We start from the raw sequence: 12,060 nt of genomic DNA, 5'->3' as shown, positions 1-12,060 counted from the left end.
TTGAAATGTTAAAAATATTTTCAATTTTTGACATGTTAAAAACAAATAAAGATGGAAGATAATACGGCTACTTTAGACATCAGGGCAATCAATGAGAAAATAGAAAGAGAAAGTGCATTTGTGGATTTGCTGACCTTGGAGATGAATAAGGTAATTGTGGGGCAAAAGCAAATGATTGAAAGGTTGCTGATCGGACTATTAGGTCAAGGACACATTCTACTGGAAGGTGTACCGGGATTAGCAAAAACGTTAGCGATTAATACGCTATCACAAGCAGTTCACGGTAGCTTTAGCAGAATTCAGTTTACACCGGATTTATTACCGGCAGATGTTGTAGGAACAATGATCTACAATATCAAGGAAAATGATTTCACAATAAAGAAAGGACCTATATTTGCTAACTTCGTTTTAGCCGATGAGATTAATCGTGCTCCGGCAAAAGTACAGTCTGCCTTGTTGGAAGCCATGCAGGAAAAACAGGTAACCATCGGAGATGAAACTTTTAAATTAGATAAGCCTTTTCTGGTAATGGCAACACAAAATCCGGTGGAACAAGAGGGAACATACCCGCTTCCGGAAGCGCAAGTGGACCGTTTTATGCTAAAAGTGGTAATTGATTACCCTAAAATGGAAGACGAACGTATTGTTATTCGCCAGAATTTAAGCGGTGGTTTCGAAAAAGTGAAACAAGTTATTTCAACAGAACAGATTTTGCGGGCTCAGGAAGCAGTTCGTGAAGTTTATATGGATGAAAAAATTGAAAAATATATTTTAGATATTATCTTCGCTACCCGTTATCCGGAAAAATACAAATTGGAAGAATTAAAACCTCTGATCAGTTTCGGAGCTTCTCCCCGTGGTAGTATCAATTTAGCTACGGCAGCCAAATGCTATGCATTTATTAAGCGTAGAGGCTATGTGATCCCGGAAGATGTGAGAGCAGTTGTTCATGATGTATTGCGCCACAGAATAGGAATAACCTACGAGGCAGAAGCAGAAAATATCACTTCCGTAGACATTATTAACAAAATTGTGAACGAAATAGAAGTGCCTTAATAGAAGTCTCAAGCCTGAAGTCCTGAGTTCAAAGAAAATAATTTTTAAGAGCCTAAGACTTTTGACTTTTCACTTTAAGACTTAAATTATGGATACCAAAGAAATTCTCAAAAAAGTTCGAAAAATAGAAATCAAAACCCGAAGATTGAGCGATCATGTCTTTTCGGGAGAATATCACACATCCTTTAAAGGACGAGGGATGACATTTTCTGAGGTGCGTCAATATCAGTTTGGAGATGATGTTCGGGCTATTGATTGGAATGTAACGGCACGCTACAATGAACCTTATGTGAAAGTTTTTGAAGAAGAACGGGAGTTGACCATGATGTTGATGGTAGATTGTAGTGGTTCGGAAAGTTTTGGTACCAAAAATCAATTGAAAAGCGAAATTATTACTGAAATTGCGGCAACATTAGCTTTTTCATCCACTCAGAACAACGATAAAGTAGGACTGATTTTATTTTCAGACGAAATAGAATTATTTATTCCGCCTAAAAAAGGAAAATCTCACGTTCTGAGAATTATCAGAGAGCTCATAGAGTTTACACCAAAAAGTAAAAAAACCGATCTGGCTCAGGCATTGCGTTTTTTGTCGAGCGTGCTTAAGAAAAAAGCAATTGTATTTTTGATCTCCGATTTTATGATAGGAGATTACGAGCATACATTAAAAATAGCCGCTAAAAAGCATGATGTAACCGGAATTCGGGTTTTTGACAGAAGAGAAGAAGCCTTGCCTAACATAGGGATGGTTAATATGCTGGACGCTGAAACAAGAGAAACACTTTGGGTAGATACTAATTCTAAGGCAGTACGCCAAAATTATGAGAAATACTATCATGATAACGTACACTATTTTACCAATACCTTTTCACGCTGTGGTGCCGGTAGTGTAAGTTCAAGAGTCGATGAAAGTTATGTGACCAAGCTTTTAGGCTATTTTAAATCGAGAAATTAGATTTTAGAGCATAGAAAGTAGAGAAAAGAAGAAAGATTAAAATGAAAACTAGTAAAAAATTTAATGTTAAAGACTTATTTTTTAAGATTTTGTCACATCGAGCAGAGTCGAGATGTCTCATTATCTTTTTCTTTTTCATCAGTTCAGTTTCCTTTTCTCAATCAATAACGTCTTCGGTTGATTCTACTCAGATAAAAATAGGCTCTCAGTTTAATTTAACAATAAAAGCCCAGGGGATCAAAAGTTCCGATAAAGTAGTCTTCCCTGAAGGTCAGTTCTTCGGACCGTTAGAAATAGTAGAATCATATCCGGTTGATACTGTCAGAAAAGAAGACAAGCTGGAATTAATTAAAAAATATGGTTTAACCCAATTCGATTCCGGTCGATACGTGGTACCGCCACTTCAGGTAGTAATTAATAATAAGATCACTAAAACCGATTCTTTTGCTGTTGTAGTAAACAATGTTGTCGTGGATACTTTGAAGCAACAGCTGTATGATATTAAACCGATTGTTTCAGTTGAAGAACCGTTCAACTACGAATGGTTGTATTGGATATTAGCTTTACTGGCAATTGCTGCTATTGGTTTCGGGTTGTATTATTTTATTAAAAATCGTCAGGATAAACAAAATAAGGTTGAAGAAGAATTATTTGCATCTCCTATTGAAAAAGCGTTAAATCAGCTACAGGTTTTAGAGAAAAAAGAACTTTGGCAAAAAGGAGAAACAAAAGCATACTATTCTGAATTGACCGATATTACACGAACTTACATTGAAGAAGCAGTTGAAGTTCCGGCAATGGAAAGTACTTCCGGAGAATTATACGAGTCTTTAATCGTCGCAGTTCGCCAAAAAAATATTAAGTTAAACAGAGAAACCCTAGAGCGGTTCAAAAGAGTAATGGCAACTGCTGATTTGGTTAAATTTGCCAAGTCAAAACCGTTAGACTTTGAGATCGAAAATGATAAAAGAATAATTGACAGTTTCTTAATGTCTTTGGATAAAGCAATTCCGAGAACAGATGAAGAAGCAGAAAATCAATTTGCAGAAGAACTCAAACGGAAAAAGGAAAAGAAACAAAAAGTGCAACGATTAGCGATCCCGTTAGGAGTGATGGCTTTCCTGATGATGATTGTTCTGACGTTCTTTTTTGTTTCCAAGGGAACAACCTATATTCGGGATAAATGGGTCGGACATTCTGCTAAGTCTTTATTAGAAGGAGAATGGGTTACATCGGATTACGGAGATCCGGCAATTATAGTGTCGACACCAAAAGTGTTGAAACGAATTGTGGATGAAAAAACCCAGAATAATCTTCCGGCGCACATAAAAGGAACAGCAATGTTCAGTTACGGAAGTTTAACAGATAATTTTTCAATAACGCTGAAAACGATAGCTTTCAAAGATACCACGCAATTAGATATAAGTCAGGCGGCAGAAAGAGAATTAAGACAAGCTGAGTTGTTAGGCGCACATAATATGGTTGTTCAGACTGATGATTATGAAGATCCGAAAGGGATAACCGGCAAGAGAGCACAAGGAACATTTACCGCTTTGAATCAGGTTACTAAAGAAGAGGAAAAAATGAAGTACATGCTATTGGTTTTTGCTCAAAAAGGAGGAGCTCAAATCTTATGGCTTATATCGAGAGAAGACGACCAATACGCTACAGAGGTAATGGATAAAGTCTTAGACTCAGTAGAACTAAAAAAAGCAATACCAAATGACTAATGTAACGTTTTTACATCCGGAGTTCTTTTGGTTGTTTTTGGCTTTGCCATTAGCAATAGCCTGGTATTTTTTTAAACGAAAAGAACAAACCGCAACGTTAAAGATAAGTTCAATCCGACCTTTTCAAAATAGCGGTACACTTTTAGCCAAACTTAGACCGCTTTTATTAGTGATGAGGTTGCTGGCACTGAGCGCTATCATTGTTGCTTTAGCACGGCCAAGAAGCGTGGATGTTTCGGCAAAATCAAGAGTAACTAAAGGAATTGATATTGTAATGGCAATTGACGTTTCCGGAAGTATGCTGGCCAGAGATTTAAAACCAAACCGTTTAGAAGCGTTAAAAAGAGTAGCTTCAAAATTTATTGAAGACCGGGTAAATGACCGAATCGGTTTAGTGGTCTACGCCGGAGAAAGTTATACCAGAACTCCGGTAACATCAGACAAAGCAATGGTACAACAATCATTAAATACCATTGAATATGACGATACGGTTTTAGCTGACGGAACAGGTATTGGTGTAGGTTTGGCTACGGCTATCAATCGTTTGAAAGACAGCAAGGCAAAAAGCAGAATCATAATCCTTTTAACAGACGGAGTAAACAATGCCGGAACTATAGATCCGCGAATGGCGGCAGATATTGCTAAGGAGTATGGAATAAAAGTATATACCATTGGTATAGGGACTAATGGAACAGCGCCTTTTCCTTATGCAAAGGATCCGAGAAACGGACAGTTCTTATTCCGGAACATGCCTGTTGAAATCGATGAGAATCTGATGAAAGAGATTGCTAAAACTACTGAAGGAAAATATTTCAGAGCAACCAGTAATAAAAAATTAGAAGAAATTTATACAGAGATCAATAAGTTGGAAACTACAGAGGTTGAAGAAAAAAAATACTTCAATTACGATGAAAAATTTAAACCCTATGTGCTTTTTGCTTTGATCCTGTTAGGATTAGAAATGTTATTAAAAAACACCGTTTTTAGAGGTTTCTTATAAAATTATGCAATTAGAAGAACCAAAATATTTATATTTTTTAGTGTTACTGGCATTGGTGACCGTTTTGTTCATGCTTCAGTTGTTCTGGGGAAGAAAAAAACGTCGTGAATTTGCCGATGATGAACTGTTAAAACAATTAGCACCCGATAGCTCCGTTTTTAAACCGATTCTGAAATTTGTTACGCTAGCATTAGTACTTGTAGCTTTGATTATTGCTTTGGTAAATCCTAAAATAGGAACCAAAATGGAAACGGTAAAACGTCAGGGAATTGATATTGTTTTTGCTTTGGACGTGTCCAAGAGTATGCTGGCTGAAGATGTGGCTCCTAATCGTCTTGAAAAATCAAAACAGCTAATCAGTCAGATCATCAATAGTTTAGGGAGTGACAGGATTGGTATTGTAGGTTATGCGGGAAGTGCATATCCGGTTTTACCCATGACAACGGATTATAGTATTGCAAAAATGTATCTTCAGAACATGAATACCGATATGGTTTCATCGCAAGGAACAGCTCTGAATGATGCGATCAATATGGCAACAAATTACTTTGATGCTGTTGACACCAGTAAACTGATTATTTTAGTTTCTGACGGAGAAGATCATGGTGACGGAGCCGATCAGGCGAGTGAAATAGCCAAAGAAAAAGGAATTAAGATCATTACGATCGGAGTAGGAACTGAAAAAGGAGGTCCTATACCTATTAAAGATCGAAACGGTCGGGTTGAAGAATATAAGAAAGATAGCAACGGAGAGACTGTAATTACTCAGATGCATCCGGAAACACTCGAAACTATCGCAGAAAATGCAGACGGAGGCTATATTCCGGGGAATTCAACCAAAGAAGTAGTAGAGCAAATCAAAAATGCTTTAGACAATATTGAAAAAACTGAATTTGAAACACAACAAATAGCTGAATACCAAACACAATACCAATGGTTTGTAGGAATAGCATTTGTCCTGTTATTATTAGATATTTTCTTTTTGGAACGCAAAACAAAATGGTTGCAAAAATTGAATTTATTTAACGAAAGATAGTATGGAAAGGATTATAGTAGCTTTAACGGTTTTTGTATCATCAATCATCTTTGCACAAAACAAAGACCAAAACCTCTATGACGGTACAGTAGCATTTGACCAGAAAAAATACATTGATGCTGAGGCTGATTTTAGAGTTTCGCAATCTAATAATGCTGATAAAAAAGCCGTTGCAGAGTACAATCTCGGGAATAGTATTTATCGTCAGAATAATCCCGGCGAAGCCAAATATAAATTCTATAATGCAGTCGAAACGGCTAAAACAAAGGAACAAAAACATAAAGCATTTCATAATCTTGGGAATGCCTTTATGAAAGAAGAGAATTATCAGGCTGCTGTTGAAGCCTATAAAAATGCGTTGCGAAATAATCCTTATGACGAAGAAACACGCTACAATTATGCGTTGGCCAAACAAAAATTAAAAGATAACCCGTCGCAAGGAGATAACAATAAAGATAAAAACGGCGGGGATAACAATAAAGATCAGCAAAACCAGCAGAATCAGCAAAACAAAGAGCAAGGCGACAACAAAGAGAACAAAGATAAGGGCGACAACAAGGATAAGAACGATCAGGATAAAGGAGATCAAAAAGATAATAGTGATAAAGGCGACGATAAAAAGGACAAAGGTGACGGCAAGGACAAAGAGGAGGAGCAAAATAAGCCACAACCTAAACCTTCCGGAGCTAATAAACAACAAATTGAAAACCTTTTAGAAGCGGTAAATAACGCCGAAAAGAAAATTCAGGATAAGATCAATGCTAAGAAAGTAAAGGCTCAGCCTGCTTCAAATGACAAAGATTGGTAAAATGAAAAAACTGCTATTTTACATATTGATTTTATTTCAAATGACAGCCTTAGCCCAAGAAGTGAAATTTGAGGCTAAACTGAGTAAGTCCTCCCTTGGATTAAATGAAAAACTTCAGGTTACTTTTTCTATTAATCAGGATGGCGATAATTTTCAAGCGCCTTCTTTTGATGGTTTTAATGTTGTAGGCGGTCCGTTTCAGTCCACTAATTTTTCCTGGGTAAACGGAGTAAAATCTTTTAACCGAAGTTATTCTTTTGTGTTGCAACCTAAGCAAAAAGGAACGTTGACAATCAAATCGGCGACCATTGAATACGGAGGAGAGGTCTACAAAACCCAACCGGTTAAAGTGAAGGTTACAAATGCAGTTGAATTACCGAAAGACCCTAATAGTCCTGATTACAAGGCAGGAGAAGGTATTCATCTTGTAGCTGAAGTGTCTAAAGGAAATCCTTATTTGAATGAGCCTATTACGGTAGTTTACAAACTCTATTTTGATCCGCGCTTTTCAGTTCGGAATGTTCGCGAAATAGAAAATCCTAAATACAACGGTTTCTGGAGTCAGCATATAGATATCGACAAGTTACGGGCTGTTCAGGGAACGTACAACGGGCAGGATTATGCTATGGTAGTATGGAGAAAAGTACTGTTGTATCCGCAAGAAACCGGAGTGAAACAATTAGAACCTTTAAAAATAGAGCTGGATGTAGACGTTCCGGTTCGGAAGAGGATGGGTGGTTTCTTTGAAATGATGGATTATGAAACGACCTCTAAAACTGTTTCGGCAGGAGCCAAAAGTATTACGGTAAAACCATTGCCGGAAGACGGAAAACCGGCTGATTTTACAGGAGCGGTAGGGAGTTTTGATTTTCAGGTGAAACCGTCTAAAAATGAATTAAAAAGCGGAGAATCGCTTGATCTCGAGATTAGTGTTACGGGTAACGGTAACTTAAAATTATTCAATTTGCCGAAACCGGAGTTTCCTAGTGCGTTTGAAGCGTTTGAACCGCAACATCAGGAAAATGTCAATACCCCTTTGAGTGGTATGACCGGAAAGATCTCGGACACATACACCATTGTGCCACAATACAAAGGGAAATATACGATTAAACCGATCTCTTTCTCCTATTTTGATTTGGACACACAGAAATATAAAACCATTACTTCAAAAGAAGTTGATATCAATGTAACACAGGGAGCAGAAAATACTGCCGGAGGAAACAATGCCGCTGTTGCTAAGCAAGAAGTGGTAAAAAACAATACATTCCAGTTTATAAAATTAAACACAGTTTTTACACCATTAGTTAAAGAAGACTTTTTCGGAACAACACGTTATTACCTGTATCTGCTTTTGCCTTTTGCTTTAATTCCGTTTATCATATTAGGCAGAAAGAAAAAAGAAGCCATAGATGCTGATGTAGTAGGAAACAGAATCAGAAGAAACAACAAATTAGCTAAAAAATACCTTTCAGAAGCTAAGAAACAAATGAAGAGCAAGGTGTCGTTCTATATGGCAATGGAGAAGGCTTTGCATAATTTCTTAAAAGCTAAATTACATTTAGAAACATCTGAAATGAGTAAAGAGAATATTCAGGAATTATTGTTGGACAGAAATGCGAATACCAATACGGTTTCTGACTTTATCCAATTGATGAACGATTGCGAATTTGCTCGTTATACACCATCTTCAGATGTAGCTATGCAAAAAGATTACGATAAAGCAGTAAGTTTAATTTCGGAACTGGAAAAACAATTATAGGTCATGAACAAAGTAATCGTTTATATCGTATTTTTTATTTCCAATATAGTTTTGGCTCAAGATGCGGCACAAGTAATTTTTGAAAAAGCCAATGAAAATTACCGGAAAGAACAATACCAAGCGGCAGCAGAGCAATACGAATCGATTTTAGAAAAGCAGAAAGTAGCTTCAGCGGAACTGTACTACAATCTGGGGAATTGTTATTATAAATTGGGGGAAATAGCACCTTCTGTTTATAATTACGAAAAAGCACTATTAGTAAAGCCTAATGACGAAACCATAGAGACTAATTTACATTTTGCTCAAAAGCGGGCTATAGACGACATCAAAGTAGTACCGGAAGTCGGGTTCTCAAAATGGGTCTATAACTTTACTTCATTGCTTACCTATAACAGTTGGGCTTGGTTTGCAGTTGTTTGTTCCATAGTTTTTTTATTGTTTTTTGTAGGCTATTATTTTTCAGCGATTACCAATGTAAAACGAACATTCTTTGTGGGAATGTTTGTTGTTTTAGGACTTCTCGGAATGACAGTGCTTTCTGCGTTTTTGCAAAAACGTTTTGATAGAAAAATTAGACCGGCTATTGTTTTTGCAGAAAGTGTTTTTGTGAAATCAGAACCTAAAAATAGTGCCGAAAATGCTTTTGAACTTCACGAAGGTACTAAAGTATTCGTAAAAGAAACATTAGATAACTGGAAACGAATTCAGTTGACGGATAAAACGGAAGGTTGGATTAAAAAAGATGCAATTAAAGAGCTAAAACCTTAAATACGTTCTTTTTTAAGTTTTTTGTTTGTTAATTTCAATACGATAAAAATACTTATAGCGACCATAATAGCGCAGAACAAGAATAAATATTTCATTCCGAAGAGGTTGATCACGGTTCCTTCCAGAGGACCGGTAGCACCTAGAGAAAGGTCAATAAAAAGACCATAGCATGCCAGTGCTGCTCCCGCATTTGAAGGTGGTGCCAGCCGAACGGCTTCAACACCTAAGGCCGGGAAAATAAGAGAAAATCCTAAGCCGGTTATTGCAGCACCTACCAGAGCAAAACCAGGATTCGTAGCTAAAAATAAGAGGAGTAAGCCTATCGTTTCGGTGATTAGACAAATCAGAGATACTTTTAATCCGCCACGAATAGTGATCTGATTCGCAAAAAATACGCGACCAAGGATAAATAAGGTGCTAAAAATACTCAAACATAAAGCGGCATTCGTCCAGTTAAAATAGTCATAGTATAATGTAATAAAATTTGACAATCCCCCGAATCCTAATCCGGCCAGACTTAGACAGATTCCGTAAGGAGTAACCAAACCTAAGACTTTTAAAAAGGGAATAGGTTCTGATTTAGAATTTCCTACGACAGATTTCTGAAAAAGCGTATACATCAATCCTAATAAGGCCACAATCGAGATGCAGATCGAAATTGTAGTTATTCCGAAATTTTTACTGATAATAACCCCGAGAGGAGCGCCTAAGGCTAAAGCACCATAACTGGCAATTCCGTTGTATGAGATAGCTGTTGCCGTATGTTGGTCGCCTACAACTAACATGGCCCAGTTGATAGGGCTTGCTCCTACCATACCTTCAGCACATCCGGTGATTAATCGAGTAATGGCTAAAAGAGTTAAACTTAACATTCGGTTTTCTTCGTAATGAAAAGCAATGAACAGTAAGATACCACTGAGTAAAAAATTGCTCATACTGATAATAACTGCTAGTTTAGGGCCTTTGGTATCTACAATTTTACCGGCAATTCCTCTTACTAAAAAAGTAGTAACATATTGCAAGCTTATGATAACCCCTGCAATAATTTCGCTAAATCCAAGTGTTTTATGGATGTAAACGGGTAAAACTGCTAAAGGAAGACCTATGCACAAATAACCCCAGAAAGTCAGTGAAACAAAACTGACGATTTGCAATTTAGGGTTGTTAAACGACAAAGGTAAAAGTGTTTTGGGGAACATGTTATAGAAAAAGGATTTTAAAAGTGCAAATTTAAGCTGATTTTACCATAGCAAACCTTAAAAATAAGTTAAGTTCTTTTTTAAGTCTAGGATAAAAAGCAAATTTCTGATACATAAAAGAGACTAATTTTTTTACTTTTGAAAAAAAGGAAAATTGTCTATATGAATCATGAGATTTGGGATCCGATTGAACGTTTTGAGTTTGATCAGGCGGTATCCGGTTACGGATTTATTACTCGTTTAGCTTTTGAAAATAACTGGACTGCATTTTTTACTTTAAAAGCAATAGAGGAATACAAAAAGTTTATGTATCTGGCGGCAGTTGAAAATGTAATGGTTTCACCTTCAAAGATCGTAGATGTGGTTTGGCACCAGCATTTGATCTTTACCCGATCGTATAATGATTTTTGTAGCATTTTAGGAAAAAGAATTGAACATATCCCTTCAACACACAATCCGCAAGAAAAAGAAAAGTTTGATAAAGCAGCAATCAAAACAAAAGAACTTTATGAGAGAAATTTTGGTGAGCAGCCAAAAGAATTTTGGTTCGATCAATCATTCGAAGACTCATTTACGTTTAAGCCTTCAAAGGTCAATGTGGTTTTGCAGGTAGTAATAGCTATTGGTATAATGGTAACAGGAGTGTTTCTATTCAGTCGTTATTTATATGATTTCTATATTGGAATTAATACCCCTGAATTTTTGTTTGATTTTCTCCTTTTAATAACAATTAGTTTTTTAGGACTGACAATTTACAATCGTATCAAGCTAAAAAAAATAGCTAAAGTTCTTTTTACCCATCCTGCTATTCGGAATCTGAATGCAAGCGAATTAATCTACATTAAAACAAATCGTCTTAGAAATGTAATTCATGGGTATCTGAATAATTTGGTTGTTAGTAGAGATCTGAGAATTGTGTCCGGAAATAGTTTTGAAGCTGAAGAAGAGTATGAGCAACATGAGCAAACAGAATTTAATGTGATTATGGATGTTTGCAACGAAAGAACGTCATGGAGATATGAATACTTATTAACAAACTTAGAACAAAAGCCTATATTTCTAAAAGTGAAAAACGCTGTAGATATCATAAAATCAACAGTGTCAAATTCAGTGTCTTTCAAAAGACAGTTTTTCGTTAATCTTTTGGTTCTTTCTATTGTTTCGACTGTTGGTTTAACCAGAGCCTTCATTGGTTTTACAAGAGAAAAACCGATATTCTTTATTGTGCTGATAAATATTGTGTTGATCGTAATTAGTGCCATCTATTTGCAATACTTATATAACAACGTCTTAAAAGAAGTCTCAGGTCATTATGAAAAAGAAATTATCCCCAAAGACAGAACTCACTTTGACGGTTGGGAATGGAATTATTTTTTAATTGGATCGTCTTTATTATCTGTTTCATTTAGTTATTTGTTAGAATCTCAGGGAGGTCAAAGTACATTTACCTCTAATCATGATAATTTTTCTTGCGGTAGTTCTTGTGGTAGCTCATGTGGCAGTTCCTGCGGAGGAGGCTGCGGAGGTTGTGGGAATTAATTAAATCAAAAAGAGTAAACAATTAATCTGTTCTTTTAGCGTTTTTACTTTGTAAAAAATGGATACTGTTTTAAATTTGATATTTTATTGTTTTTTAAAAATTGTAAACTTTTTTAATTTTCAAAAAAATTAATTATCTATAAAACAGTAATTTAGTTATTTTTATTTGTAAACTTTTTAAAATTAACTGTTTTTAAAAATTTTATTTTT

General features: G+C 36.0%; 10 protein-coding genes. 9 read left to right on the top strand and 1 reads right to left on the bottom strand.

Annotated elements, in window-relative coordinates; translation table 11 throughout:
* Positions 1–51 precede the first annotated feature (51 nt).
* The 8 genes from NHF50_RS06425 to NHF50_RS06390 all read left to right on the top strand — a co-directional run bounded on the left by NHF50_RS06425 (position 52) and on the right by NHF50_RS06390 (position 9,112).
* A complete protein-coding gene (locus NHF50_RS06425; RefSeq protein ID WP_252775427.1) occupies positions 52–1,056 on the top strand; it encodes a MoxR family ATPase in 1,005 nt (334 codons plus the stop codon).
* 88 nt (positions 1,057–1,144) lie between these two features.
* Positions 1,145–2,011, top strand: coding sequence for a DUF58 domain-containing protein (locus tag NHF50_RS06420; RefSeq protein ID WP_109568919.1), 867 nt, complete (start codon positions 1,145–1,147; stop codon positions 2,009–2,011).
* Positions 2,012–2,052: 41 nt separating this feature from the next.
* Positions 2,053–3,741, top strand: a complete 1,689-nt coding sequence (locus NHF50_RS06415; RefSeq protein WP_252775426.1) for a BatD family protein — start codon at positions 2,053–2,055, stop codon at positions 3,739–3,741.
* Positions 3,734–4,741: a VWA domain-containing protein gene (locus tag NHF50_RS06410; RefSeq protein WP_252775425.1), complete on the top strand. Its 1,008-nt coding sequence runs from the start codon at positions 3,734–3,736 to the stop codon at positions 4,739–4,741. Before NHF50_RS06415 ends, NHF50_RS06410 begins: the two co-directional genes overlap by 8 nt.
* A 4-nt stretch (positions 4,742–4,745) precedes the next feature.
* Positions 4,746–5,777 carry a VWA domain-containing protein gene (locus NHF50_RS06405; RefSeq protein WP_109568916.1) on the top strand — a complete coding sequence of 344 codons (1,032 nt, stop codon included), beginning with the start codon at positions 4,746–4,748 and terminating at the stop codon, positions 5,775–5,777.
* A gap of 1 nt (position 5,778) precedes the next feature.
* Complete coding sequence (locus NHF50_RS06400) at positions 5,779–6,585, top strand: tetratricopeptide repeat protein (protein WP_252775424.1); 807 nt, start codon at positions 5,779–5,781, stop codon at positions 6,583–6,585.
* 1 nt (position 6,586) lies between these two features.
* Entirely contained in the window at positions 6,587–8,344 is a 1,758-nt protein-coding gene (locus tag NHF50_RS06395; protein WP_252775423.1) for a BatD family protein, read from the top strand.
* Positions 8,345–8,347: 3 nt separating this feature from the next.
* Positions 8,348–9,112, top strand: coding sequence for a tetratricopeptide repeat protein (locus NHF50_RS06390; protein WP_252775422.1), 765 nt, complete (start codon positions 8,348–8,350; stop codon positions 9,110–9,112).
* Here NHF50_RS06390 and NHF50_RS06385 read toward each other — a convergent pair.
* The gene (locus NHF50_RS06385; RefSeq protein ID WP_252775421.1) at positions 9,109–10,311 is read right to left on the bottom strand and encodes an MFS transporter; all 1,203 of its coding nucleotides are present in this window, start codon (positions 10,309–10,311) and stop codon (positions 9,109–9,111) included. The two genes, NHF50_RS06390 and NHF50_RS06385, sit on opposite strands and share 4 nt — an antisense overlap.
* Before the next feature lie 162 nt (positions 10,312–10,473).
* Here NHF50_RS06385 and NHF50_RS06380 point away from each other — a divergent pair, with 162 nt between their 5' ends.
* Positions 10,474–11,850, top strand: coding sequence for a hypothetical protein (locus NHF50_RS06380; RefSeq protein ID WP_252775420.1), 1,377 nt, complete (start codon positions 10,474–10,476; stop codon positions 11,848–11,850).
* Positions 11,851–12,060: the final 210 nt, after the last annotated feature.

Source organism: Flavobacterium sp. NRK F10, from assembly GCF_024054235.1.
Classification (GTDB): domain Bacteria; phylum Bacteroidota; class Bacteroidia; order Flavobacteriales; family Flavobacteriaceae; genus Flavobacterium; species Flavobacterium sediminis.
Note: the sequence above shows the minus strand (reverse complement) of the source record. Positions and strands in the feature narration are given on the sequence as shown.

Excerpts from the sequence above, each read along its gene's own strand:
- NHF50_RS06425 (WP_252775427.1), top strand. The coding sequence starts at position 52 with ATGGAAGATAATACGGCTACTTTAGACATCAGGGCAATCAATGAGAAA.
- NHF50_RS06420 (WP_109568919.1), top strand. The coding sequence starts at position 1,145 with ATGGATACCAAAGAAATTCTCAAAAAAGTTCGAAAAATAGAAATCAAA.
- NHF50_RS06415 (WP_252775426.1), top strand. The coding sequence starts at position 2,053 with ATGAAAACTAGTAAAAAATTTAATGTTAAAGACTTATTTTTTAAGATT.
- NHF50_RS06410 (WP_252775425.1), top strand. The coding sequence starts at position 3,734 with ATGACTAATGTAACGTTTTTACATCCGGAGTTCTTTTGGTTGTTTTTG.
- NHF50_RS06405 (WP_109568916.1), top strand. The coding sequence starts at position 4,746 with ATGCAATTAGAAGAACCAAAATATTTATATTTTTTAGTGTTACTGGCA.
- NHF50_RS06400 (WP_252775424.1), top strand. The coding sequence starts at position 5,779 with ATGGAAAGGATTATAGTAGCTTTAACGGTTTTTGTATCATCAATCATC.
- NHF50_RS06395 (WP_252775423.1), top strand. The coding sequence starts at position 6,587 with ATGAAAAAACTGCTATTTTACATATTGATTTTATTTCAAATGACAGCC.
- NHF50_RS06390 (WP_252775422.1), top strand. The coding sequence starts at position 8,348 with ATGAACAAAGTAATCGTTTATATCGTATTTTTTATTTCCAATATAGTT.
- NHF50_RS06385 (WP_252775421.1), bottom strand. The coding sequence starts at position 10,311 with ATGTTCCCCAAAACACTTTTACCTTTGTCGTTTAACAACCCTAAATTG.
- NHF50_RS06380 (WP_252775420.1), top strand. The coding sequence starts at position 10,474 with ATGAATCATGAGATTTGGGATCCGATTGAACGTTTTGAGTTTGATCAG.